Origin of the sequence: Streptomyces sp. NPDC050988, from assembly GCF_044456225.1 — a bacterium.
Lineage (GTDB): Bacteria > Actinomycetota > Actinomycetes > Streptomycetales > Streptomycetaceae > Streptomyces.
This window is the reverse complement of record NZ_JBITFQ010000041.1, coordinates 1-23,718: the sequence shown is the minus strand read 5'-3', so window position 1 is coordinate 23,718 and position 23,718 is coordinate 1. Positions and strand designations below refer to the sequence as shown.

Here is a 23,718-nt window from a genome sequence, read left to right as displayed (position 1 = left end):
GTATCAGACCGCCCTCATCAGCAGGGTCGCGGCGATGAGGATCGCAGCACCGCCGAACATGGAGACCGCGTACGACCGCGCATAGCCGTTCTGCAGCTTGCGGAGCCGTCCGGAGAGGCCGCCCATCGAGGCCGCCGTGCCGTTCACGACCCCGTCGACCAGGGTGTGGTCGACGTACACCAGGGAGCGCGTGAGGTGCTCTCCGCCGCGTACGAGGACGACGTGGTTGAAGTCGTCCTGGAGGAGGTCGCGCCGGGCGGCCCGGGTGAGCAGGGAGCCGCGCGGGGCGAGCACCGGAACGGGACGGCGCCCGTACTGGGCGTAGGCGAGAGCGACGCCGATGACGAGCACGACCATGGTGGCGAGCGTGACCGTCGTCGCGCTGACCGGCGGGTGGCCGTGCGCGTGCTCGGTGACGGGCTCCAGCCAGTGCACGAAGCGGTCGCCGATGCTGAAGAACCCGCCCGCGAAGACCGATCCGAAGGCCAGCACGATCATCGGGATCGTCATGGACCTCGGGGACTCGTGCGGGTGCGGCTCGTGGCCGTTCTCGTCGGGCTGCCAGCGCTTCTCTCCGAAGAAGGTCATCAGCATCACGCGCGTCATGTAGTACGCGGTGATGGCCGCGCCGAGCAGGGCCACGCTGCCGAGGATCCAGCCCTCGGTGCCGCCCTTGGCGAAGGCCGCCTCGATGATCTTGTCCTTGGAGAAGAAGCCGGACAGGCCCGGGAAGCCGATGATGGCCAGGTAACCGAGACCGAACGTCACGAAGGTGACCGGCATGTACTTCCTGAGGCCGCCGTACTTCCTCATGTCGACCTCGTCGTTCATGCCGTGCATGACCGAACCGGCGCCGAGGAAGAGCCCGGCCTTGAAGAAGCCGTGCGTCACCAGGTGCATGATCGCGAAGACGTAGCCGATGGGGCCGAGGCCCGCCGCGAGGATCATGTAGCCGATCTGCGACATGGTCGAACCGGCAAGCGCCTTCTTGATGTCGTCCTTGGCGCAACCGACGATCGCACCGAAGAGGAGCGTGACCGCTCCGACCACGGTGGTGACCAGTTGGGCGTCCGGCGCGGCGTTGAAGATGTCGGCGGAGCGGACGATCAGGTACACGCCCGCGGTCACCATGGTCGCGGCGTGGATGAGGGCCGAGACCGGGGTCGGGCCCTCCATCGCGTCCCCGAGCCAGGACTGCAGCGGCACCTGGGCGGACTTGCCGCAGGCGGCGAGCAGCAGCATCAGGGCGATGGCGGTCAGCTTGCCCTCACCGGTCTCACCGGTGGCCTCCAGGACCGGCCCGAAGGCGAAGGTCCCGAAGGTGGTGAACATCAGCATGATCGCGATCGACAGGCCCATGTCGCCGACGCGGTTGACCAGGAAGGCCTTCTTCGCGGCGGTGGCGGCGCTGGGCTTGTGCTGCCAGAAGCCGATCAGGAGGTACGAGGCGAGGCCGACGCCCTCCCAGCCGACGTACAGCAGCAGGTAGTTGTCCGCGAGGACGAGCAGGAGCATCGCCGCGAGGAACAGGTTCAGATAGCCGAAGAAGCGGCGGCGCCGCTCGTCGTGCTCCATGTACCCGATCGAGTACAGGTGGATCAGCGAGCCGACGCCCGTGATCAGCAGCACGAACGTCATCGACAGCTGGTCGAGCTGGAAGGCCACGTCCGCCTGGAAGCCCTCTACGGGGATCCAGCTGAACAGATGCTGGCCCATGGCCCGGTGTTCGGCGTCCTTCCCCAGCATGTCGGCGAAGAGGATCGCGCCGATCACGAAGGAGACGGACGCGAGAGCCGTACCGATCAAGTGGCCGACGGCGTCCAGTCGCCGGCCGCCGCACAGCAGTACGGCCGCTCCGAGCAGAGGCGCCGCCACAAGCAGCGCAATCAGGTTCTCCACGATTCAGCGACCCCTTACAGCTTCATCAGGCTGGCGTCGTCGACCGAGGCCGAGTGGCGGGAACGGAACAGCGACACGATGATCGCGAGCCCGACCACGACCTCCGCGGCGGCGACGACCATCGTGAAGAAGGCGATGATCTGGCCGTCGAGATTGCCGTGCATCCGGGAGAAGGCGACGAACGCGAGGTTGCAGGCGTTGAGCATCAGCTCGACGCACATGAACACCACGATCGCGTTGCGCCTGATCAGGACGCCGGTGGCGCCGATCGTGAACAACAGGGCGGCGAGGTAGAGGTAGTTGACGGGGTTCACTTCGCGGCCTCCTCTTCCCGCTCTTCGCGGCCGAGCCGCTCCTCGGAACGCTGCTCCAGGGCCTTGAGGTCCTTGATCGCCTCGTCCGACACATCGCGGATCTGCCCGCGGTCACGCAGTGTCTTGATGACGGTGAGCTCGGACGGGGTGCCGTCCGGGAGAAGACCGGCGATGTCCACCGCGTTGTGCCGGGCGTAGACGCCGGGGGCGGGCAGCGGCGGGAGCTGCTTGTTCGCCCGTACACGCTCCCCGGCCAGTTCGCGCTGGGTCTTGGCACGCTCGGTGCGCTCGCGGTGGGTGAGCACCATGGCGCCGACGGCGGCCGTGATGAGCAGGGCGCCGGTGATCTCGAAGGCGAAGACGTACTTCGTGAAGATGAGGGCCGCCAGGCCCTCCACGTTGCCACCGGAGTTGGCCTGGGTCAGGCCGTTGAACTCCGACAGCGACGCGTTGCCGATGCCCGCGCAGAGCAGGATTCCGAAGCCGAGGCCGCACAGGAGGGCCAGCCAGCGCTGGCCCTTGATGGTCTCCTTCAGGGAGTCCGCCGCGGTGACACCGACGAGCATGACCACGAAGAGGAACAGCATCATGATCGCGCCGGTGTAGACGACGACCTGGACGATGCCCAGGAAGTACGCGCCGTTGGCGAGGTAGAACACCGCCAGGATGATCATGGTTCCGGCGAGGCAGAGCGCGCTGTGCACGGCCTTCTTCATGAAGACGGTGCACAGGGCGCCGATCACCGCGACGGTGCCGAGGATCCAGAACTGGAAGGCCTCGCCGGTGGACGTCGAGTAGGCCGCGAGGGAGTTGGCGTGGGCGGCGAGTTGCGCGCTCATGCGTCCGCCCCCTCGTCCTCGGGCTTCTCTCCCTTGGAGACGGCCACCTGGGGCACCGTGCCGGGGGCGGCCTCCGTGACCAGGCCCCGGTAGTAGTCGCCCTCGTCCATGCCCGGGAAGATCGAGTGCGGTGACTCGACCATGCCTTCCTCCAGGCCGGCGAGCAGCTGCTCCTTGGTGTAGATGAGGTTGGCGCGGCTGCTGTCGGCCAGTTCGAACTCGTTCGTCATCGTCAACGCGCGCGTGGGGCACGCCTCGATGCACAGGCCGCACAGGATGCAGCGGGCGTAGTTGATCTGGTAGACGCGGCCGTACCGCTCGCCCGGGGAGTAGCGCTCCTCCTCGGTGTTGTCCGCGCCCTCCACATAGATGGCGTCCGCGGGACAGGCCCAGGCGCACAGCTCGCAGCCGACGCACTTCTCCAGGCCGTCCGGATGGCGGTTGAGCTGGTGCCGGCCGTGGAACCGCGGGGCGGTGGTCTTCTGCTGCTCCGGATACTGCTCGGTCAGCCGCTTCTTGAACATGGCCTTGAAGGTCACGCCGAAGCCTGCGACGGGATTCTGGAAACCGGGTTTGGTCTCCTTCTGCTCATCAGCCATCGGACGCCTCCTTTCCGTCACGAGGTCCATCGGATCCGTCACTGTCAGTATTCACGCCACCACTGACAATCAACTCCCGCTCCCGGCGCGGACGTCGCCGGGGCACCGGCGGCAGCTCCTGTCCCGGCAGCGGCGGTACGGGGAATCCGCCCGCCATCGGGTCGAAGGCGACGGGTTCGTCCGGCGTCTCCTGGGCGTCCTTGCGGTCGCGGTACATGTCGGCGATGAAGGAGAGCAACAGCAGCACAAGGACCGCGCCCGCCACGTACAGGGCGATGTCGGCGAAGTCGTAGTTCTCGTTCCGCAGGGTCCGTACGGTCGCGACGCACATCAGCCAGACCACGGAGACCGGGATGAGGACCTTCCAGCCGAGCTTCATCAGCTGGTCGTAGCGGACGCGGGGCAGCGTGCCGCGCAGCCAGATGAAGAAGAACAGCAGCAGCTGCACCTTGATGACGAACCAGAGCATCGGCCACCAGCCGTGGTTCGCGCCCTCCCAGAAGGTGCTGACCGGCCAGGGAGCCCGCCAGCCGCCCAGGAAGAGCGTCACGGAGACCGCCGAGACGGTCACCATGTTCACGTACTCGGCGAGCATGAACAGCGCGAACTTGATGGACGAGTACTCGGTGTTGAAACCGCCCACCAGGTCGCCCTCGGACTCCGGCATGTCGAAGGGGGCGCGGTTGGTCTCGCCGACCATCGTCACGATGTAGATCAGGAACGACACCGGCAGCAGGATGATGTACCAGCGGTCCTGCTGCTGGGCGACGATCTCCGAGGTCGACATCGAGCCCGAGTACAGGAACACCGACGCGAACGCGGCGCCCATGGCGATCTCGTACGAGATCATCTGCGCGCAGGAGCGCAGACCGCCAAGGAGCGGATACGTCGACCCGGAGGACCAGCCCGCGAGCACGATCCCGTAGATGCCCACCGAGGCGACCGCGAGGATGTAGAGCATCGCGATCGGGAGGTCGGTGAGCTGCATCGTGGTGCGCTGGCCGAAGATCGAGATCTGGTTGTCGGCCGGCCCGAAGGGGATCACGGCGATCGCCATGAAGGCCGGGATGGCGGCCACGATGGGCGCCAGGATGTAGACGACCTTGTCGGCGCGCTTGACGATCAGGTCTTCCTTGAGCATCAGCTTGATGCCGTCGGCGAGCGACTGGAGCATGCCCCAGGGGCCGTGCCGGTTGGGGCCGATGCGCAGCTGCATCCAGGCGACGACCTTGCGCTCCCACACGATGGAGAACAGCACGGTGAGCATCAGGAAGGCGAAGCAGAAGACCGCCTTGATGACGACGAGCCACCAGGGGTCGCGGCCGAACATGGAGAGGTCCTCAGCGGCCAGGTACACGGGCGCGGCGAGGTTTCCGGTCATGCCTCCACCTCCTTGGGGGTCTCGGCGGCGAGCGTCGCCGGGCCGATGCGGACGAGTGCGCCGGGCAGCGCGCCCGTGTCGGAGGCGACGCCTCCCCCGGCGGAGTTCAGCGGGAGCCAGACCACGCGGTCGGGCATCTCGGTGATCTGCAGCGGGAGTTCGACCACTCCGGAGGGGCCGGTCACGGCGAGCAGGTCGCCGTTCTTGACGCCCGCCTCGGCGGCCGTGGCGGCCGACACGCGCGCGTGTGCGGCGTGCCGCGTACCGGCGAGTGCCTCGTCGCCCTCCTGGAGACGGCCCTGGTCGAGCAGCAGCCGGTGTCCGGCGAGCACGGCCTCACCCGAGGCGGGCCGCGGCAGCACAGCCGCGGTCTCCATGGGTTCGCCGGCCCGCGCCCCGTCCCAGGTGCCGAGCCGGTCCAGCTCCACGCGCGCGGTGCGCAGGTCCGGCAGCCCCAGGTGTACATCCATGGCGTCGGCCAGCATCTGCAGGACGCGCCCGTCGGTGGGCGACACCCGGCGGGTCAGCTGCTCGGGCTTGAGCGCGGACTCGAAGAGGCGTGCGCGGCCTTCCCAGTTGAGGAAGGTGCCCGCCTTCTCGGCGACCGCGGCCACCGGGAGGACGACGTCCGCCTGCTCGGTGACCTCACTGGGGCGCAGTTCCAGCGACACCAGGAAGCCCACCGCGGACAGTGCTTCACGCGCGCGTGCCGGGTCGGGAAGGTCGGCGACCTCGACGCCCGCGACGACGAGCGCGGAGAGCTCACCGGTGGCGGCGGCCTCGACGATCTGTCCGGTGTCACGACCGTGGCGGTGCGGCAGAGCCGCGAGTCCCCAGGCCAGCGTGACCTCGTCCCGCGCGCGCGGGTCGGTGGCCGGGCGTCCGCCGGGCAGCAGCGAGGGCAGCGCCCCCGCCTCGATCGCGCCGCGCTCCCCGGCCCGGCGCGGGATCCACACCAGCTGAGCGCCGGTCGCGGTGGCGGCCCGTACGGCGGCGGTGAGCCCGCCCGCCACGGCGGCCAGCCGCTCGCCGACGACGATCACGGCGCCCTCGGTGCGCAGCGCCTCGGCGGCCCTCGCCCCGTCGCCCTCCAGGCCGGCCCCGGAGGCGAGCGCGTCCAGCCACTCGGTCTCGGTGCCGGGGGCGGCCGGCAGCAGCGTGCCGCCCGCCTTCTCCAGGCCGCGGGTCGCGTGCGTGGCCAGCGAGAAGGTCTTCTGCCCGTGTCCGCGCCAGGCCTTGCGCAGCCTCAGGAAGACTCCGGGCGCCTCCTCCTCGGACTCGAATCCGGCGAGCAGGACGGCGGGTGCCTTCTCCAGCGCGGTGTACGTGACGCCCGTACCGTCGAGGTCACGTCCGCGTCCGGCGACCCGGGCGGCCAGGAACTCGGCCTCCTCGCCGCTGTGCACGCGCGCGCGGAAGTCGATGTCGTTCGTGTCGAGGGCCACGCGCGCGAACTTGCTGTACGCGTAGGCGTCCTCGACGGTCAGCCGGCCGCCGGTGAGGACACCGGCGCGGGAGCGGGCGGCCAGCAGCCCCTGGGCCGCGGCCTCCAGAGCCTCCGGCCAGGAAGCGGGCTCCAGCTCACCGGACTCGCCGCGTACCAGCGGGGTCTGGAGCCGGTCCCGCTGCTGGGCGTACCGGAAGCCGAACCGTCCCTTGTCGCAGAGCCACTCCTCGTTGACCTGGGGGTCCGGGGAGGCGAGGCGCCGCATGACCTTGCCGCGCCGGTGGTCGGTGCGGGTCGCGCAACCGCCGGAGCAGTGCTCGCACACCGAGTGCGACGAGACGAGGTCGAACGGCCGCGAGCGGAAGCGATACGCCGCCGAGGTCAGCGCGCCGACCGGGCAGATCTGGATCGTGTTCCCGGAGAAGTACGACTCGAACGGGTCGCCCTCACCGGTGCCGACCTGCTGGAGCGCGCCCCGCTCGATCAGCTCGATCATCGGGTCGCCCGCGATCTGGTTGGAGAACCGGGTGCAGCGGGCGCACAGCACGCACCGCTCGCGGTCGAGCAGCACCTGGGTGGAGATCGGCACGGGCTTCTCGTACGTACGCTTCTTGCCCTCGAAGCGGGACTCGGAGTGGCCGTGCGACATCGCCTGGTTCTGCAGGGGGCACTCGCCGCCCTTGTCGCAGACCGGGCAGTCCAGCGGGTGGTTGATGAGCAGGAGCTCCATCACACCCTTCTGGGCCTTCTCGGCGACAGGAGAGCTGAGATGGGTCTTGACGACCATCCCGTCCGTGCAGGTGATCGTGCAGGACGCCATGGGCTTGCGCTGGCCCTCGACCTCGACGATGCACTGACGGCAGGCGCCGGCCGGGTCGAGGAGCGGATGGTCGCAGAAGCGGGGGATCTCGATGCCGAGCTGTTCGGCCGCGCGGATGACCAGGGTGCCCTTGGGCACGCTGATCTCGACGCCGTCGATGGTCAGCGAGACGAGATCCTCCGGCGGAACGGCCGCCTCCCCGCCTCCGGAGGGAGCGCTCGTGGTTACCGTCATGCGTTCACCTCCGTGTGCTTTTCCTTGTCGGCCCAGGCCGTCGACTTGGCGGGGTCGAAGGGGCAGCCCCGGCCGGTGATGTGCTCCTCGTACTCCGCGCGGAAGTACTTGAGCGAGGAGAAGATCGGCGAGGCGGCGCCGTCGCCGAGGGCGCAGAAGGACTTGCCGTTGATGTTGTCGGCGATGTCGTTCAGCTTGTCGAGGTCGGACATGACGCCCTTGCCGGCCTCGATGTCGCGCAGCAACTGCACGAGCCAGTACGTCCCTTCGCGGCAGGGCGTGCACTTGCCGCAGGACTCGTGGGCGTAGAACTCGGTCCACCGCGTGACGGCACGGACGACGCAGGTCGTCTCGTCGAAGCACTGGAGTGCTTTTGTGCCGAGCATGGAACCCGCGGCGCCCACTCCTTCGTAGTCAAGAGGGACGTCGAGGTGCTCGTCGGTGAACATCGGGGTCGAGGAGCCGCCCGGCGTCCAGAACTTGAGGCGGTGTCCCTTCCGGATGCCGCCGCTCATGTCGAGGAGCTGACGGAGTGTGATGCCGAGCGGGGCCTCGTACTGGCCGGGGCTGGTGACATGGCCGCTGAGGGAGTAGAGCGTGAAGCCCGGGGACTTCTCGCTTCCCATCGACCGGAACCATTCTTTGCCCTTGTGCAGAATCGCGGGAACCGACGCGATGGACTCGACGTTGTTCACAACAGTTGGACAGGCATAGAGGCCCGCGACGGCAGGGAAAGGGGGACGAAGTCGCGGCTGTCCACGGCGGCCTTCGAGCGAGTCGAGCAGTGCGGTCTCCTCACCGCAGATGTACGCGCCCGCGCCCGCGTGCACGGTGAGCTGGAGATCGAGCCCGCTGCCCAGGATGTTCTCGCCCAGGTAGCCCGCCGCGTAGGCCTCGCGTACGGCCTCGTGCAACCGCCTGAGCACGGGGACGACTTCACCACGCAGATAGATGAATGCATGCGACGACCGGATCGCATAACAGGCGATGACAATGCCCTCAATGAGGCTGTGCGGGTTCGCGAAGAGGAGCGGGATGTCCTTACAAGTCCCCGGCTCTGATTCGTCGGCGTTGACAACTAGATAGTGAGGCTTTCCATCCCCCTGGGGAATGAACTGCCACTTCATTCCGGTGGGGAATCCCGCGCCGCCACGGCCGCGCAGACCGGAGTCCTTCACATACGCGATGAGGTCGTCCGGCGACATCGCGAGCGCCTTGCGCAGGCCCTCGTACCCGTCGTGCCTCCGGTACACGTCCAGCGACCAGGACTTGTCCTCGTCCCAGAAGGCCGACAGCACCGGTGAGAGCAGCTTCTCGGGGCTCGTCTCCCCCCCAGCCTCGGGCTGGGAGGTGCCCCCATATTGAGTGGACACGGTCATCACTCCCCCTCCTCGGCTACGGGCCCGGCCGGGTGGTCCGGGTCTGAGGCCGACGTGTCCTGCGGCGCGTCGTGCGAACTGAGGTGCTCGGACGGGGACGGGTCGTGCGGCGGCTCGTCCTGGGGAGCGCCGGACCCTCGTGGGTGCACCACGCGCGCGGGGCCCGTCTCCCCCTTGGCCAGCCGGAGGCCGATCAGCGAGGCGGGGCCCGCGGCGCCGCTCGCCTCGACCGCGCCCTCGCGCTCGTCGGGGAAGCCCGCCAGGATGCGGGAGGTGTCCTTGAACGTGCACAAGGGGGCACCGCGCGTCGGCTCGACCTGTGTTCCCGCGCGCAGGTCGTCGACGAGGCGCTTCGCGCTCGCCACGGTCTGGTTGTCGAAGAACTCCCAGTTGACCATCACGACCGGCGCGAAGTCGCAGGCCGCGTTGCACTCGATGTGCTCCAGGGTGACCTTGCCGTCGTCGGTGGTCTCGCCGTTGCCGACACCGAGGTGGTCCTGCAGCGACTCGAAGATCGCGTCGCCGCCCATGACCGCGCACAGGGTGTTGGTGCAGACACCCACCTGGTAGTCACCGCTCGGCTTGCGCCGGTACATGGAGTAGAAGGTCGCGACCGCGGTGACCTCGGCCGTGGTCAGGTCCAGCATCTCCGCGCAGAACCGCTGCCCGGTGCGCGTGACGTGGCCCTCCTCCGACTGCACGAGATGCAGCAACGGCAGGAGGGCGGACCGGGAGTCCGGGTAGCGGGCGATGATCTCGCGCGCGTCCGCCTCCAGCCTGGCTCGAACGTCGTCCGGGTAATCGGGCGCGGGCAGTTGGGGCATGCCCAGGCTGACGCCCTCGGGGGTCGTGGTCACCGGTCGACGCCTCCCATCACGGGGTCGATGGACGCGACGGCGACGATGACGTCGGCGACCTGGCCGCCCTCGCACATCGCCGCCATGGCCTGCAGATTGGTGAAGGACGGGTCCCGGTAGTGGACCCGGTAGGGGCGGGTGCCTCCGTCGGACACGACGTGCACCCCGAGTTCGCCCTTCGGCGACTCGACGGCCGCGTACGCCTGTCCCGGCGGCACGCGGAACCCTTCCGTCACCAGCTTGAAGTGGTGGATCAGGGCCTCCATGGAGGTGCCCATGATCTTCTTGATGTGGTCGAGCGAGTTGCCGAGGCCGTCGGGGCCGAGCGCGAGCTGGGCGGGCCAGGCGATCTTCTTGTCGGTGACCATGACCGGGCCGGGCTGCAGCCGGTCCAGGCACTGCTCGACGATCCGCAGCGACTGGCGCATCTCCTCCAGACGGATCAGGAAGCGCCCGTACGCGTCGCACGTGTCGGTGGTCGGCACGTCGAAGTCGTACGTCTCGTAGCCGCAGTACGGCTGCGCCTTGCGCAGGTCGTGCGGCAGGCCGGCCGAGCGGAGGATCGGGCCCGTGGCGCCGAGGGCCATGCAGCCGGCCAGGTCGAGATGGCCGATGCCCTGCATACGGGCCTTGAAGATGGGGTTCCCGGTGGCGAGCTTGTCGTACTCGGGAAGGTTCTTCTGCATCTTCTTCACGAACTCGCGGATCTGGTCCACCGCACCCGGGGGCAGGTCCTGGGCGAGGCCGCCGGGCCGGATGTACGCGTGGTTCATGCGCAGGCCGGTGATCAGCTCGTAGATGTCGAGGATCAGCTCACGGTCACGGAAGCCGTAGATCATGATCGTGGTGGCGCCGAGCTCCATGCCGCCGGTGGCGATGCACACCAGATGCGAGGAGAGCCGGTTCAGCTCCATCAGGAGCACCCGGATGATCGTCGCGCGGTCCGGGATCTGGTCCTCGATGCCGAGGAGCTTCTCGACGGCCAGGCAGTACGCGGTCTCGTTGAAGAACGACGTCAGGTAGTCCATGCGCGTCACGAAGGTCGTGCCCTGTGTCCACGTACGGAACTCGAGGTTCTTCTCGATGCCGGTGTGCAGATAGCCGATGCCGCAGCGGGCCTCGGTGACCGTCTCGCCGTCGATCTCCAGGATGAGCCGGAGCACGCCGTGCGTGGACGGGTGCTGGGGGCCCATGTTGACGACGATGCGCTCGTCGTCGGCCTTGGCCGCGGTCTGGACGACCTCGTCCCAGTCACCGCCGGTGACGGTGTAGACGGTGCCCTCGGTGGTCTCGCGGGCAGATGCGGCAGATGCGTGCGACGTGCTCATGAGTACGACCTCCGCTGGTCCGGAGCCGGGATCTGGGCGCCCTTGTACTCGACGGGGATGCCGCCGAGGGGATAGTCCTTGCGCTGCGGAAAGCCCTGCCAGTCGTCCGGCATCATGATCCGCGTCAGTGCCGGGTGGCCCTCGAAGACGATGCCGAAGAAGTCGTACGTCTCGCGCTCGTGCCAGTCGTTCGTCGGATAGACCGTCACCAGGGACGGGATGCGCGGCTCGCTGTCCGGGGCGCTGACCTCCAGGCGGATCAGCCGGTTGTGGGTGATCGAGCGCAGGTGGTAGACGGCGTGCAGCTCGCGGCCCTTGTCCTGCGGGTAGTGGACCCCGCTCACTCCGGTGCAGAGCTCGAAGCGCAGGGCAGGGTCGTCGCGCAGGGTCTGGGCGACCTGGAGCAGGTGCTCGCGGTCGATGTGGAAGGTCATCTCGTCGCGGTCGACGATCGTCTTCTCGATCGCGTTCTCGGGGACGAGACCCTGCTCCTCCAAGGCGCCTTCGAGCTCGTCGGCGACCTCGTCGAACCAGCCGCCGTACGGGCGGGAGGCCGGTCCCGGCAGCCGGATCGAGCGGACCAGGCCGCCGTAGCCGGAGGTGTCCCCGCCGTTGTTGGCGCCGAACATGCCGCGCTGGACGCGGATCTCCTCGCCGCCGTCGCCCCGCTGGCCCGGGAGGTTGGAGGCGCCGAGGTCCTTCTCGGGGTTCACCCCGTTGCCGTTCGCGTCGCTCACCGCAGCAGGCCCTTCATCTCGATGGTGGGGAGCGCCTTGAGCGCCGCTTCCTCCGCCTCGCGGGCCGCCTCCTCGGCGTTCACGCCGAGCTTCGAGGACTGGATCTTCTGGTGGAGCTTGAGAATCGCGTCCATCAGCATCTCGGGCCGTGGCGGGCAGCCGGGCAGATAGATGTCGACAGGGACGATGTGGTCGACGCCCTGCACGATCGCGTAGTTGTTGAACATGCCGCCCGACGAGGCGCAAACCCCCATGGAGATCACCCACTTGGGGTTCGGCATCTGGTCGTAGACCTGCCTCAGGACCGGCGCCATCTTCTGGCTGACGCGTCCGGCGACGATCATCAGGTCGGCCTGGCGCGGCGAGCCGCGGAAGACCTCCATGCCGAAGCGCGCCAGGTCGTAGCGGCCCGCGCCCGTCGTCATCATCTCGATGGCGCAGCAGGCGAGGCCGAAGGTGGCGGGGAAGACGGACGACTTGCGCACCCATCCCGCGGCCTGCTCGACGGTGGTCAGCAGGAAGCCGCTCGGCAGCTTTTCTTCGAGTCCCATGCTCAGTGGCTCCTCTGTCCCCTATACGGGGCTCAGTCCCTTGCGGGGTTCAGTCCCATGCGGGTTTCAGTCCCATTCCAGGCCGCCTCGCCGCCACACGTACGCGTACGCGACGAAGACGGTGAGCACGAAGAGCAACATCTCCACGAGCCCGAATACCCCGAGTGCGTCGAACGTGACGGCCCAGGGATAGAGGAAGACGATCTCGATATCGAAAATGATGAAGAGCATCGCCGTCAGGTAGTACTTGATGGGGAACCGCCCGCCGCCGGCCGGCGTGGGGGTCGGCTCGATACCGCACTCGTAGGCTTCGAGCTTGGCCCGGTTGTATCGCTTTGGACCGATAAGCGTGGCCATGACCACGGAGAAGATCGCAAAGCCTGCCCCGAGGGCTCCCAGTACGAGGATGGGCGCATACGCGTTCACCGCTCCTCGCTCCTCTCAGTCGGCATTGACTGCTGGCGGTTGCATCAGGCGTTGCCCCCTGCCCCACGTACCCCATGAACCTCATGAGGCCCACGAGCCTCGTGCGGCTCCACGAAGATCGCGAACATGTGAAGCAGGTCACAAGCCCAACTGCCCCGCATCTTATGCCTGCGGGTCTGTGATCTGCGACACGGGGTACGACAACGTCTTTGTGATCTCCACCACCCGGCGAAGGATCATGAAGTCGGATGAGTGCCGATCTTCGCACGAGAAGCGTCCGAGTGATCACCAGAGGTGACATTTTCGCCCGTCATCGCTGGTCCGGGCTTCGGCGCACTATCAAGGCGGCGAGATCCAAGGCAAATTGGCTTTGGACATCGGCGCTTGGTAGAGGAACTCGTTCACACTTCGGGGGGAGTTGGAGTGCCCGGTGTGGACGACCCGGGTGCACGCATCGCGCGTGCATCCGTTCACGAGCGGAACGCGCCCGTCGGCCCGACCTTCACAGCTCCCCCGCCCCACGCGCGCGACACCGCCGCAGGGGCAACCGTTCCGTGACGTGCGTCACATTGGTAACAGCCGGGAAACAACCGGGCTTGGCCAACCGCTCCAACGAGTGGTAGGTCGCGGGCAATTCGGGCGTAACAGGGAAACGCCGTGATCACAGGCTTGACGGCCGGTGTCCGCAATGCCCGTTACGGCGTCAATAAGGAACGCCACGCCCGGGATTCGGGCGACCCGTTGAACAACTGTGGCGCACCACACGTTTCTTGAAGGTATGGAGGAGCCCCTGATACCGGTTGTCCCTATGTCCCACACCGCTCACATACGCAGCCACCGGAAACCCCGGCCTCGCAGCAGCTCAGCGCTCGCGATGCGCGCCGGAGTTGCCGGTGGCGTCCTCAGCACCCTGGCAGTGGCGGGTGCGGCCGGATCGGCGAACGCTGCCGAGCCGGTCACCCAGACCATGGAGCTGCCGACCCTCACGTCCGACATGACCGCTCAGGTCGCCGAGTCCGCGGAGGTCACCCAGCAGGCCGCGGCCGACTACCAGCTGCGCGCCGAGCGTGACGCGGCCGCCGCCAAGGCCGCCAAGCAGGCCAAGGCGGACCTCGCCGACGCGAAGAAGAAGGCGGAGGCCAAGAAGAAGGCCGAGGACGCCCGCAAGGCCGCCGCCGAGCGCGCCACCCGGTCCTCCGAGCGGACCACGCTCACGTCGACGTCGGCCGACAGCGACGTCCCCGCCCCCGCGAGCGGCAGCGTCGGTACGGTCATCAACTTCCTCAAGGCGCAGCTCGGCGACGCCTATGTCATGGGCGCCAGCGGCCCGGACGCGTGGGACTGCTCCAGCCTGGTGCAGGCCGCGTACAAGCAGGTCGGCGTGGACCTGCCGCGCGTCTCCCAGGACCAGTCCGTGGCCGGCACCCCGGTCTCGCTGTCCAACGTCCAGGTCGGCGACATCCTGTACTGGGGTGGCGCGGGCTCGGCGTACCACGTGGGCGTCTACATCGGTAACGGTCAGTACCTGGACGCCGCGAACCCCTCGAAGGGTGTCGTCATCCAGGACCTGTCGGGCTACCCGGCGAGCGGCGCGGTACGCGTGCTCTGACCTCCGGCCGGGCTCTCCAGGCCATTGGCCGGGCCTCTCCGGCTCTCGGCCGCGCAACGTGAGGGCCGCTTCCCCGAGAAGGGGAAGCGGCCCTCAGGCGCGCCTCAGGGGCCTCGTCAGCCCCAGCGGGCGGCCGGCCCCGCTGGGAGTACCGAAGAAGGCCGGCTGTCGTCTGCGGCGCCGTCGTGGCTGATCGCGCAGTTCCCCGCGCCCCTTCGGGGCGCGGCAGTACGACCCTGTCGGTGGGTCACGCCCTCGGGGCCACCTTGGAGAGGCCGTTGATGATGCGGTCCATCGCGTCGCCGCCCGTCGGGTCGGTCAGGTTGGCCAGCATCTTCAGCGTGAACTTCATCAGAACGGGGTGCGTGAGACCCCGCTGCGTGGCGATCTTCATGACCTTCGGGTTGCCGATGAGCTTCACGAAGGCGCGGCCCAGCGTGTAGTAGCCGCCGTAGGTGTCCTTGAGGACCTTCGGGTAGCGTTGGAGTGCGAGTTCGCGCTGGGCGGGGGTCGCGCGGGCGTGCGCCTGGACGATGACGTCGGCGGCGATCTGGCCGGACTCCATGGCGTACGCGATGCCCTCGCCGTTGAAGGGGTTCACCATGCCGCCCGCGTCACCGACGAGCAACAGGCCCTTCGTGTAGTGGGGCTGGCGGTTGAAGGCCATCGGGAGAGCGGCGCCCCGGATCGGGATCGTCATGTTCTCCGGGGTGTAGCCCCAGTCCGCGGGCATCGAGGCGCACCAGGCCTTCAGGACCTCGCGCCAGTCCAGCTCCTTGAAGGAGGACGTGGTGTTGAGGACGCCCAGGCCGACGTTGGACGTGCCGTCGCCCATGCCGAAGATCCAGCCGTAGCCGGGCAGCAGCCGGTCCTCGCCCGGGCCGCGCTTGTCCCACAGTTCCAGCCACGACTCCAGGTAGTCGTCGTCGTGACGCGGGGACGTGAAGTACGTACGGACCGCGACGCCCATCGGACGGTCCTCGCGGCGGTGCAGGCCCATCGCCAGCGACAGCCGGGTCGAGTTGCCGTCGGCGGCGACCACGAGGGGCGCGTGGAAGGTGACCTCGCGCTTCTCCTTGGAGTCGGCGTCGCCCAGCTTCGCGTGCACACCGGTGATCCGGCCCGTGCGGTCGTCGATGATCGGGGCGCCGACGTTGCAGCGCTCGTGCAGCCGCGCACCCGCCTTCTGCGCCTGCCGGGCCAGCTGCTCGTCGAAGTCGTCCCGCTTCCGTACGAGTCCGTAGTCGGGGTAGGCGGCGAGATCCGGCCAGTCCAGCTGGAGGCGGACGCCGCCGCCGATGATGCGGAGCCCCTTGTTCCGGAGCCAGCCCGCCTCCTCCGAGATGTCGATGCCCATGGAGACGAGCTGTTTGGTGGCGCGCGGCGTCAGCCCGTCACCGCACACCTTCTCCCGCGGGAACGCGGTCTTTTCGAGGAGCAGGACGTCCAGTCCGGCCTTGGCCAGGTAGTAGGCGGTGGTGGAACCGGCTGGCCCGGCCCCGACGACGATCACATCGGCGGTGTGTTCGGAGAGGGGCTGGGACTCGGTCACGGCGGGTTCTCCCCAAGTCTCGAAGGCTCTAGGTCTCTAGGTCTCGAAGTGCGAAGTCTCGAAATCCGCGTGCTGAGGGGCACGCGACATGGGCAGTCTATGCAGCGGTACTGATCACCTGGCTGAAGGGCTGCCCCGTGAACCGAGCTCTCCCCGTGGTACACCTGCGCGTCCCGACCGACGAGGACGCGTTCGCCTGGCACCGGGTCTTCGACGACCCGGACGTGATGGAGTTCCACGGCGGAAAGCCGGCCGAGCTGTCCTTCTACGAGGAACTGACCGCCAGGCAGCGCCGGCACGATGCCGAGTACGGATTCTGCTTCTGGACCATGCTCGACGAGGAGGGCCAGGTCATCGGCTTCACCGGCGCCCAGCCGTGGCCGCGCGAGTGGGGGCCGAAGGGCGAGATCGAGATCGGCTGGCGGCTCGGGCGCAGGCACTGGGGCAAGGGGTACGTCACCGCGGCCGCGCGGATCACGCTCGAACGGGTCCGCGCGACGGGCGTGCCCAGCGTGGTCGCCATGGTCAACTCCCGCAACGAGCGCTCGATCGCGGTGACCAGACGCCTCGGCATGGAACTCGCCGAGACGTTCACGACGGAGACGTCGGACCAGCTGGGGCACTGCTACCGGCTGGCTCTCTGACGGTTTCCGGCCGGGCGCCCGCCTGATTCCAGCCTGAGTCCCGCCTGGTTCCCGACTGGGTCCCGTTCGGTTCTCGGGGGCTGCCGGGGGCGTTCGGCCGGGCTTTCCGACACCTTCCGGCACGGCTCGGCAGGGCTTACCCTGCCGGTACCGCTGGGGGTGACGTCTGTGCGCATAACACCCAAGACACCCGAAGTGCGCGTACCGCGGCTCGTCGGTCTGATGGCCGTGGACGCGCGCGAGACGGCCGAGGCCCGTGGGGTGCTGCTCGCCGCGCCGGATCGGCCCGACTTCCATCTGACCGTCGTCGATTACGTCGTACGGCAGTATCCGTTGCCGGGGTCCGAGGTGCCTCGGGGGGCGGTCGTCACTGTGTGGTTCGACTTCGGCGAGGGGGAAGGCGGGGGCGGGGCGGGTGTGCGGGAGCCTCGGCGGGGTGGGCCGCCGGCCGGGGGGTTGTATCGGGAGCTTGATGAGCCGGGGGATCCGTTTGTGGTGCTGCGGTAGTTGCCGGGGGCTGCGGGTTGTGGTGACACCGCGGGCCGGTGGGGGCTGGTCACGCAGTTCCCCGCGCCCCTAAAAGACGAAAGATTGCGCAGTTCCCCGCGCCCCTGAAAGACAAAAGACTGCGCCGTTCCCCGCGCCCCTTAAAGCTCCCCGTGCCCCTGGAAGTAGCGGCTTACGGGGTCTGCTTGTAGCCCCTGTGCAGGGCCACTACCCCGCCCGTCAGGTTGCGCCAGGCCACCCTCGACCAACCTGCCTTCGTGAGGCGGTCGGCGAGGGCGGGCTGGTTGGGCCAGTCGCGGATGGATTCGGCGAGGTAGACGTACGCGTCGGGGTTGGAGGAGACCGCGCGGGCGACCGGTGGGAGGGCGCGCATCAGGTACTCGGTGTAGACCGTGCGGAAGGGCGCCCAGGTCGGGTGCGAGAACTCGCAGATCACGACGCGTCCGCCGGGCTTGGTCACCCGGTACAGCTCGCGCAGCGCGGTGTCCGTGTCCTGTACGTTCCGCAGGCCGAAGGAGATCGTCACCGCGTCGAAGGTGTCGTCCTTGAACGGCAGCTTCGTGGCGTCCCCGGCCGTGAGCGGCAGCCAGGGGTGGTTCTTCTTGCCGACCCGAAGCATCCCGAGCGAGAAGTCGCAGGGAACGACGTACGCACCCGTGCGCGCGAACGGCAGCGACGAGGTGGCCGTGCCCGCCGCCAGGTCGAGGATCTTCTGCGCGGGCCGCGCGTCGACCGCCTTCGCGACCTCCTTGCGCCACACCCGGTCCTGGCCGAGCGACAGCACGTCGTTCGTCAGGTCGTAGCGTTCCGCCACGTCGTCGAACATCGAGGCGACTTCGTGCGGCTGCTTGTTCAGGGATGCGCGGGTCACGCCCCCATTGTGGCAGTACGGGCCGGGTGACTCTCCAGCACCCGGCCCGTACGCCGGTCAGAACGCCGCCGCGAGGACGGCTCTCACAAGACCCTCAAGCCCTCCAAGCCCCCAAGCCCCTCAGGGCAGCAGCCTCGGCTTCTTCTTCGCCGCCACGTCCTCGACCCAGCCGCAGAGCAGGATGAACACGGCGATGAGGAGCCAGCCGATGCCGAACATGAACCACTGGCTCTCCAGCGGCAGATACGTCTCGAAGGCAGGCACGTTCCAGAACTGGTCGATCAGCGGGACGGCCAGGATCAGTGCGATCTCGTGCCAGAGGTAGAGGGTCACGGCGCGGGCGTTGAAGATCGTCACGATCCGGTCGAGGCGTTTGAAGCGGGCCAGCCCGGCGAAGTCGATCCGGAAGTGCGCCTTCGCGTACATCAGGAGCGTCACGAACCCCGCCGACCAGAAGGCCTGCGCGAGCGGGATGTCGTCGAGGTCGTACGAGCCCGTCTCGGCCTGGTGGGTGAAGGCGTACCAGCCGGCGTAGCCGATCGCGGCGAGCGAGAGGACGACGACGGCGAACGGCTTCAGCCGCTGCAGGACGCCGTCGCGGTGCGCGAAGCCGAGGATCCAGCAGAAGAGGAAGGTGGCCAGGTCGGTCAGCGCGCTCCCGAAGCGGTTGTCCGGCGGCTCCCACAGGAAGTGGACGACCAGGATCGGGGCGAGGGAGAGGACGAGGACCGCGACCGGGGCCAGCCGGAACACCCTCAGGAGAAGGGGCGAGAGCAGGACGAACCACAGGTACGTCCGCAGGTACCAGAGGATCTCCCAGGCCTGCTCGCCCCACGCGTTGCCGGGCGGGTCGCCGAGCGGCACGATCCAGTAGACGATCTGCCAGCCGGGCATCCAGTCGTGGATCAGCATCGCGACCACGACGAAGAAGCCCCAGAACCAGAACGGCGGCAGGAGCCTGCGGATCCGGCTCCTGATCACCTTGAGGGCCGGCCGCTCCAGCGACTTCGCCATCAGCGTGCCGGCCAGCGCGAACATGATCCCCATGGAGGGGAAGACCATGCCCGCCCAGGCCCAGCCGAAGGTGTGGTACGTGACGACGCGGACCAGGGCGACCGCGCGCAGGGTGTCGAAGTAGCGATCGCGGGGCTTGGCCTGTGCCTCGGGGGCGGCCGCGAACTCCGGTTCCACCGGCGGTGGTTCCAACGGCGTTGGTTCCACCGGCGGCAGCTGCGCCGTGTCGCCCGACACCTGTTCCGGTTCCGGTTCCGGTTCCGGTTCCGGTTCCGGCGCGGGGTACGCCGCGTAATCCGCCGACGCATACTCCGGTACGTACTCCGGTGCGTACCCCTGCTGCTCCTGGCCGGCGTACTGCTGGGGGTACGGCAGCCCACCGTACTGCGGCTGCCCGTACGGCTGTTGCTGCTGGCCGGACCCGTAACCGGACCCGTGGCCGTAGCCGTAGCCGTGTCCCTGTGGTTGCTCCTGCGGGTAGCCCGGCTGATCCGTCCCCCAGCTCATCAGCCGACCCCCGCCGGCGTGCCGACCTCGCCCGTGCGCTTCAGCTTCTGCCAGCGCAGACGGCCGCCGGTGAGGGCGGTGATGCAGGAGTGGATGAGGACGAGGTACATCATCTGCCGGTACGCGAGTTGCTGCAGCGGCATCATCAGCAGGTAGCGGTACTTCTCGCGGTCCAGCCGGAACGCGTAGGCCGCGCAGACGAGTTGGATGCCCAGGACGGCCAGCCAGGCGAGCAGGGCGGCCTTGAAGTCGATGAAGATCATCGAGTAGGCGGTGAACACGTCGATGAGCGGGGCGAAGACCGGCGTGACGATCTGGAAGATCACCACCAGCGGCATGCCGACCCGGCCGAAGCGGCCCGAAGGGCCCTTGTCCGTAAGGGACTTGCGGTGCTTCCACAGTGCCTGCATCGTCCCGTACGACCAGCGGTAGCGCTGTGACCAGAGCTGCTTGAGCGAGGCGGGCGCCTCCGTCCAGGCCCTGGCGTGCTCCTGGTAGACGACCCGCCAGCCGCCGCGGTGCATCGCGATGGTGATGTCGGTGTCCTCGGCGAGCGTGTCCTCGCTCATGCCGCCGACCTCCAGGACGGCGTCCCGGCGGAACGCGCCGATCGCGCCCGGGATGGTGGGCATGCAGCGCAGCAGGTCGTACATGCGGCGGTCGAGGTTGAAGCCCATCACGTACTCGATGTGCTGCCAGGCCCCGATGATCGTGTTGCGGTTGCCGACCTTGGCGTTGCCCGCGACCGCGCCGACCTCCGGGTCAGCGAAGGGCTGGACGAGCTGGTGCACGGCGTCCGGCTCGAAGACGGTGTCGCCGTCCATCATCACGACGATGTCGTAACTGGCGCTGCGGACACCGTTGTTGAGGGCGGCGGGCTTGCCCGCGTTCTCCTGGCGGATGACCCGGACGTTCGTCATGCCGAAGGACCGTGCCGCATCGCGCGCGATCTGGGACGTGTCGTCAGTCGAGCCGTCGTCGACCACGATGATCTCGATCGGATGGGTGCTCTTCGCCAGCGACTCAAGGGTGTTGGCGATGCACTCCTTCTCGTTGTACGCGGGCACGATCACGCTGACGGGCTGTGTGACGGTCGGCCCCCAGCTGAACCGGCGTTTGTTGCGCTGCCGGTAGTGCCTGCGGGCGAGGATCAGCATCATCCCGAAGCGGCCCATGACGGCGACGCCGACGACGGCGAGCCCGGCCGCGAGCCCCGGTACGGTCCACTCGGCGACGGCGACGGCCGCGACGAGGGCCTTGCCTTCGTAGAGAGTGGTGCCGGTGGCGGTGCGGTGGGCGGCCTGGAGACTGTTGACTCCCCCCGCCTGACCCGCCTGGCCCAACTGACCTTCTTGCCCCGGCTGTTGACCCTGCTGGCCCTGCTGGCCGCCGGGCACCTGACCGCCCGCCTGCTCACTCTGCTCGCTGCCGGGCTGCTGACCGTTCTGGGCGGCCTGGCCGCTCTGAGCGTTCTCGGCGTTCTCGGCGTTCTGACCGTTCCCCTGCCGGATCGCGCCGCTGATGGTGGTGAAGGTGTAGCCCTTCGCCTTCATCTTCTTGATGTACGTCCCGAGCGCCTTGACCGTCTGGGAACGCTCGCCGCCCGCGTCGTGGAAGAGGACCGAGGCGCCCTTGTTCTTCGACGGCGTGGCCCATTTGATGATCTTCGAGACGCCCGGCCGCTTCCAGTCGTCGCTGTCGGTGTCGACGAAGACGCTGGTGTAGCCCTCCTCGCCGAGCTTCTTGTAGACGGGCCAGCTGTAGTTGTCGATGGCGTCCGCCTCGGAGGAGTACGGAGCGCGGAACAACGTGGTCGTGATGCCCGCCGCACCCGCGAGCGCGAGCTGCGTCTGGTCCATCTCGCGGGCGATCCGGTCGTCGCTCTGGTAGGAGAGGTCGACGTGCGTGAAGGTGTGGATGCCGATCTCGTTGCCCTGGTCCACCAGGTCCTTCACGATGCTCGGATACCGCGAGACCATCGAGCCGACCACGAAGAACGTGCCCGGGACGTCGTTCGCCTCCAGGATCTTGAGGATCTGCGGAGTCCAGGTGGGGTTGGGACCGTCGTCGAAGGTCAGCGCGATGGTCTTGTCGGGGACGGACTGGCTCTGGGCCTCTCCGCCCCGGAAGGAGAGGATCGGTCCGCCGTCGAGGACCTTGTCGGGGACCTTGCTCGAACTGGCGTTGCTGCGTACGCGCTCGTCGCCGCCGACCTCGGCACGCAGATAGCCGTCGAGCAGCATCACGCTGGTGAGTGCGAGAAGGAGCAACAGGGCGAGGATGACACGCGGTTTCTGCAGCGCCGCGGCCTTGCCCGCAGCCCGTGTCATGCGGGACGGGGCGCGCCTGCGGCCGCGCGAGGGCGTCGTGGTAGCCATGAGTGTGAGTGCGTTCCGGTCAGTTGGCGTCCGCGGCCGCCGAGGCGGATGCGGACGGAGCGGAGACGGAGGCGGGGTCAGCGGATGCCGACGGGGCGGCGGTGGGCGCGGCTCCGGCCGGCGGGGCGCCGGTGGCGACGCCCGTGGGCGGGACGCCGGTGGGCTGCGCGGGCGGGCTGCCGGTGCCGCCCTGCGGCTGGGCACCGCCGCCGGGCCGGGAGTTCTGGTTGCCCGGGCCGCCGCCCCCGAAGGGCAGCAGCGAGGACGGGGAGAGTGAGGGGCCCCAGCCCATGAACGCCATGCCGAGCACGACCGCGTACCCGATGCAGACGACGCCCAGGAGGAGGCCGATCCGGCGCAGCAGCTTCGCTCTGCGCCCGGAGTTGTCAACGAACACGGGACCGTCTTCGGACCCGTTGGACCCGTTGCCGCGTTTGCGGCGGCGGCCACGCCCAGCGGCGCGGGATTCGATGGCAGGCTCGGAATGCATTCCCCGGATATTAGGCAGCCTTTATGTGTCCGAAACTCTGATTTCCTTGTGAGTGGGCCATGAGAAATGCCTGATCCTGTCGTTTCCCTGAGAGAGTTCCGCTCGGCTTCGTGGACCGCGGTCGCCTGTGAGACGTTTTCAGTCCACGACGTGAACCAGAGAGCGGTGCATACGCAATGCGGAGTTTCCTCAAGCCGACTGCAGGGTTCGTCTGTCTGGCGGCCCTGACCTGCGCCGGGTGCTCCTCGGAACCGGACTCGGAGTCGTCGTCATCGTCGTCCTCACAGCCATCGGCGGCGGGGGCCTCGCAGTCGCCGTCGGCCTCGGCCTCGGCGGTGTCGGCCACCACGTACGCCCCGTACGTCAGCGCCACCACCGCCTCCGACAACGACTCGGCCGGCTCCCCGGCCACGTACAACCTGGCCTTCGTCATCGCGGGCGGCAGCAGCTGCACGCCGAAGTGGAACGGCACGACGGCCATCGGCGACTCGGCGGTCAAGTCCCGTATATCGGCGCTCACGGAGTCCGGCGGTGCCGTGCGCGTCTCCTTCGGCGGCGCCTCCGGCAAGGAGCTGGCCTCGACGTGCGACAGCGCCTCCGAGCTGGCCGAGGCCTACGGAGCCGCGCTCGACGCCGCCGGGGCGACGGAGGCCGATTTCGACATCGAGGGCAAGCAGTTGACCGACTCCGACTCGGTCGCGTTGCGCTCCGAGGCGATCGCCCTGCTCCAGAAGGAGCGCTCCGATCTCGCGGTCACCTTCACGCTGCCCGTGATGCCGTCCGGGCTCGACGACGACAGCCTGGCGCTGCTGGAGTCCGCCAACGACAACGGCGTCCAGGTCTCCACGGTCAACATCATGACCATGAACTACGGCAGTTCGTACGACGAGGACATGGGCGACTACGCCGAGACGTCGGCCGAGGCCGCCCACGATCAGCTGGAGGACGTCTTCGGGCTGTCGGACGACGGGGCCTGGAAGGGGCTCGCCCTCACCTCGATGATCGGCGTCAACGACGTGGACAACGAGACGTTCTCCCTGTCCGACGCGGCCCAGGTTCGCTCGTTCGCGGAGGAGAAGGGGGTCGCGTGGGTGTCGATGTGGTCGACGTTCCGGGACCAGCCGTGCGAGGGGGACGACGCGTCTTCGGATGACGCGTCGACGAATTGCAGTGGGGTTGACCAGGGGGCCGGGGATTTCGCCGAGGCGTTCACCGGGTGAGTTCGTTGCTTTTCGGGTGCGGGTGGGTGGGGGGGGGGGGGGGGGGGGGGGGGGGGGGGGGGGGGCGGGGGGGCGCGGGGGGGGCCCCGCGCCCCCCCGCCCGGCGGCCGGCCCC

21 protein-coding genes are annotated in these 23,718 nt (G+C 68.6%); 4 read left to right on the top strand and 17 right to left on the bottom strand.

From position 1 onward, the window contains the following. Positions 1–3 precede the first annotated feature (3 nt). The 12 genes from nuoL to ACIBEI_RS44970 form a co-directional block, all read right to left on the bottom strand. Positions 4–1,899, bottom strand: a complete 1,896-nt coding sequence (nuoL, locus tag ACIBEI_RS45025; protein WP_398896902.1) for an NADH-quinone oxidoreductase subunit L — start codon at positions 1,897–1,899, stop codon at positions 4–6. Between the two features lie 14 nt (positions 1,900–1,913). Then, entirely contained in the window at positions 1,914–2,213 is a 300-nt protein-coding gene (nuoK, locus tag ACIBEI_RS45020) for an NADH-quinone oxidoreductase subunit NuoK (protein WP_004927567.1), read from the bottom strand. Then, on the bottom strand, positions 2,210–3,052 hold the full coding sequence (locus ACIBEI_RS45015) for an NADH-quinone oxidoreductase subunit J (RefSeq protein ID WP_398896901.1): 843 nt from the start codon (positions 3,050–3,052) through the stop codon (positions 2,210–2,212). The genes nuoK and ACIBEI_RS45015 overlap by 4 nt, the downstream gene beginning before the upstream one ends. Then, positions 3,049–3,651: an NADH-quinone oxidoreductase subunit NuoI gene (gene nuoI, locus ACIBEI_RS45010; protein ID WP_398896900.1), complete on the bottom strand. Its 603-nt coding sequence runs from the start codon at positions 3,649–3,651 to the stop codon at positions 3,049–3,051. Before nuoI ends, ACIBEI_RS45015 begins: the two co-directional genes overlap by 4 nt. Further along, positions 3,644–5,032: an NADH-quinone oxidoreductase subunit NuoH gene (gene nuoH, locus ACIBEI_RS45005; protein ID WP_398896898.1), complete on the bottom strand. Its 1,389-nt coding sequence runs from the start codon at positions 5,030–5,032 to the stop codon at positions 3,644–3,646. The genes nuoI and nuoH overlap by 8 nt, the downstream gene beginning before the upstream one ends. Next, positions 5,029–7,533: an NADH-quinone oxidoreductase subunit G gene (locus ACIBEI_RS45000; RefSeq protein WP_398896896.1), complete on the bottom strand. Its 2,505-nt coding sequence runs from the start codon at positions 7,531–7,533 to the stop codon at positions 5,029–5,031. The genes nuoH and ACIBEI_RS45000 overlap by 4 nt, the downstream gene beginning before the upstream one ends. Beyond that, entirely contained in the window at positions 7,530–8,912 is a 1,383-nt protein-coding gene (nuoF, locus tag ACIBEI_RS44995) for an NADH-quinone oxidoreductase subunit NuoF (RefSeq protein WP_398896895.1), read from the bottom strand. The genes ACIBEI_RS45000 and nuoF overlap by 4 nt, the downstream gene beginning before the upstream one ends. Further along, the gene (nuoE, locus tag ACIBEI_RS44990) at positions 8,912–9,736 is read right to left on the bottom strand and encodes an NADH-quinone oxidoreductase subunit NuoE (RefSeq protein WP_398896986.1); all 825 of its coding nucleotides are present in this window, start codon (positions 9,734–9,736) and stop codon (positions 8,912–8,914) included. The genes nuoF and nuoE overlap by 1 nt, the downstream gene beginning before the upstream one ends. Positions 9,737–9,765: 29 nt before the next feature. Beyond that, positions 9,766–11,097 (bottom strand): NADH-quinone oxidoreductase subunit D, encoded by a 1,332-nt coding sequence (locus ACIBEI_RS44985; RefSeq protein WP_398896892.1) that lies wholly within the window; start codon positions 11,095–11,097, stop codon positions 9,766–9,768. Further along, the gene (locus tag ACIBEI_RS44980) at positions 11,094–11,834 is read right to left on the bottom strand and encodes an NADH-quinone oxidoreductase subunit C (protein ID WP_361054996.1); all 741 of its coding nucleotides are present in this window, start codon (positions 11,832–11,834) and stop codon (positions 11,094–11,096) included. The genes ACIBEI_RS44985 and ACIBEI_RS44980 overlap by 4 nt, the downstream gene beginning before the upstream one ends. Continuing rightward, on the bottom strand, positions 11,831–12,385 hold the full coding sequence (locus tag ACIBEI_RS44975) for an NADH-quinone oxidoreductase subunit B family protein (protein WP_018528252.1): 555 nt from the start codon (positions 12,383–12,385) through the stop codon (positions 11,831–11,833). Before ACIBEI_RS44975 ends, ACIBEI_RS44980 begins: the two co-directional genes overlap by 4 nt. A gap of 66 nt (positions 12,386–12,451) precedes the next feature. Then, positions 12,452–12,811, bottom strand: coding sequence for an NADH-quinone oxidoreductase subunit A (locus tag ACIBEI_RS44970; protein ID WP_033319564.1), 360 nt, complete (start codon positions 12,809–12,811; stop codon positions 12,452–12,454). A 778-nt stretch (positions 12,812–13,589) separates the two neighbouring features. On the opposite strand from ACIBEI_RS44970, the gene ACIBEI_RS44965 reads away from it, so the two are divergent. Continuing rightward, on the top strand, positions 13,590–14,420 hold the full coding sequence (locus ACIBEI_RS44965; protein ID WP_398896890.1) for a C40 family peptidase: 831 nt from the start codon (positions 13,590–13,592) through the stop codon (positions 14,418–14,420). A gap of 247 nt (positions 14,421–14,667) precedes the next feature. Here ACIBEI_RS44965 and ACIBEI_RS44960 read toward each other — a convergent pair whose 3' ends face one another. Next, on the bottom strand, positions 14,668–15,972 hold the full coding sequence (locus ACIBEI_RS44960) for a geranylgeranyl reductase family protein (protein WP_398896889.1): 1,305 nt from the start codon (positions 15,970–15,972) through the stop codon (positions 14,668–14,670). Between the two features lie 137 nt (positions 15,973–16,109). Between ACIBEI_RS44960 and ACIBEI_RS44955 the strand changes: the two genes are divergently transcribed. Continuing rightward, positions 16,110–16,616 (top strand): GNAT family N-acetyltransferase, encoded by a 507-nt coding sequence (locus ACIBEI_RS44955; RefSeq protein WP_398896888.1) that lies wholly within the window; start codon positions 16,110–16,112, stop codon positions 16,614–16,616. A gap of 168 nt (positions 16,617–16,784) precedes the next feature. Beyond that, positions 16,785–17,123 carry a PASTA domain-containing protein gene (locus ACIBEI_RS44950; protein WP_398896887.1) on the top strand — a complete coding sequence of 113 codons (339 nt, stop codon included), beginning with the start codon at positions 16,785–16,787 and terminating at the stop codon, positions 17,121–17,123. 172 nt (positions 17,124–17,295) lie between these two features. Here ACIBEI_RS44950 and ACIBEI_RS44945 read toward each other — a convergent pair whose 3' ends face one another. The 4 genes from ACIBEI_RS44945 to ACIBEI_RS44930 form a co-directional block, all read right to left on the bottom strand. Continuing rightward, on the bottom strand, positions 17,296–17,994 hold the full coding sequence (locus tag ACIBEI_RS44945; protein ID WP_398896886.1) for a demethylmenaquinone methyltransferase: 699 nt from the start codon (positions 17,992–17,994) through the stop codon (positions 17,296–17,298). A 120-nt stretch (positions 17,995–18,114) separates the two neighbouring features. Beyond that, positions 18,115–19,515, bottom strand: a complete 1,401-nt coding sequence (locus ACIBEI_RS44940) for an acyltransferase (RefSeq protein WP_398896885.1) — start codon at positions 19,513–19,515, stop codon at positions 18,115–18,117. Next, positions 19,515–21,893 carry a bifunctional polysaccharide deacetylase/glycosyltransferase family 2 protein gene (locus tag ACIBEI_RS44935; protein ID WP_398896883.1) on the bottom strand — a complete coding sequence of 793 codons (2,379 nt, stop codon included), beginning with the start codon at positions 21,891–21,893 and terminating at the stop codon, positions 19,515–19,517. Before ACIBEI_RS44935 ends, ACIBEI_RS44940 begins: the two co-directional genes overlap by 1 nt. Before the next feature lie 19 nt (positions 21,894–21,912). Further along, a complete protein-coding gene (locus tag ACIBEI_RS44930; RefSeq protein WP_398896882.1) occupies positions 21,913–22,383 on the bottom strand; it encodes a hypothetical protein in 471 nt (156 codons plus the stop codon). Between the two features lie 176 nt (positions 22,384–22,559). Here ACIBEI_RS44930 and ACIBEI_RS44925 point away from each other — a divergent pair, with 176 nt between their 5' ends. Further along, a complete protein-coding gene (locus ACIBEI_RS44925; RefSeq protein WP_398896880.1) occupies positions 22,560–23,603 on the top strand; it encodes a chitinase in 1,044 nt (347 codons plus the stop codon). Positions 23,604–23,718 lie beyond the last annotated feature (115 nt).

What these genes read in the sequence shown, in the direction of transcription:
- ACIBEI_RS45015 (WP_398896901.1), bottom strand. Translation starts at nt 3,052, where the DNA reads ATGAGCGCGCAACTCGCCGCCCACGCCAACTCCCTCGCGGCCTACTCG.
- nuoI (WP_398896900.1), bottom strand. Translation starts at nt 3,651, where the DNA reads ATGGCTGATGAGCAGAAGGAGACCAAACCCGGTTTCCAGAATCCCGTC.
- nuoH (WP_398896898.1), bottom strand. Translation starts at nt 5,032, where the DNA reads ATGACCGGAAACCTCGCCGCGCCCGTGTACCTGGCCGCTGAGGACCTC.
- ACIBEI_RS45000 (WP_398896896.1), bottom strand. Translation starts at nt 7,533, where the DNA reads ATGACGGTAACCACGAGCGCTCCCTCCGGAGGCGGGGAGGCGGCCGTT.
- nuoF (WP_398896895.1), bottom strand. Translation starts at nt 8,912, where the DNA reads ATGACCGTGTCCACTCAATATGGGGGCACCTCCCAGCCCGAGGCTGGG.
- nuoE (WP_398896986.1), bottom strand. Translation starts at nt 9,736, where the DNA reads ATGCCCCAACTGCCCGCGCCCGATTACCCGGACGACGTTCGAGCCAGG.
- ACIBEI_RS44985 (WP_398896892.1), bottom strand. Translation starts at nt 11,097, where the DNA reads ATGAGCACGTCGCACGCATCTGCCGCATCTGCCCGCGAGACCACCGAG.
- ACIBEI_RS44975 (WP_018528252.1), bottom strand. Translation starts at nt 12,385, where the DNA reads ATGGGACTCGAAGAAAAGCTGCCGAGCGGCTTCCTGCTGACCACCGTC.
- ACIBEI_RS44965 (WP_398896890.1), top strand. Translation starts at nt 13,590, where the DNA reads ATGGAGGAGCCCCTGATACCGGTTGTCCCTATGTCCCACACCGCTCAC.
- ACIBEI_RS44940 (WP_398896885.1), bottom strand. Translation starts at nt 19,515, where the DNA reads ATGAGCTGGGGGACGGATCAGCCGGGCTACCCGCAGGAGCAACCACAG.
- ACIBEI_RS44935 (WP_398896883.1), bottom strand. Translation starts at nt 21,893, where the DNA reads ATGGCTACCACGACGCCCTCGCGCGGCCGCAGGCGCGCCCCGTCCCGC.
- ACIBEI_RS44930 (WP_398896882.1), bottom strand. Translation starts at nt 22,383, where the DNA reads ATGCATTCCGAGCCTGCCATCGAATCCCGCGCCGCTGGGCGTGGCCGC.
- ACIBEI_RS44925 (WP_398896880.1), top strand. Translation starts at nt 22,560, where the DNA reads ATGCGGAGTTTCCTCAAGCCGACTGCAGGGTTCGTCTGTCTGGCGGCC.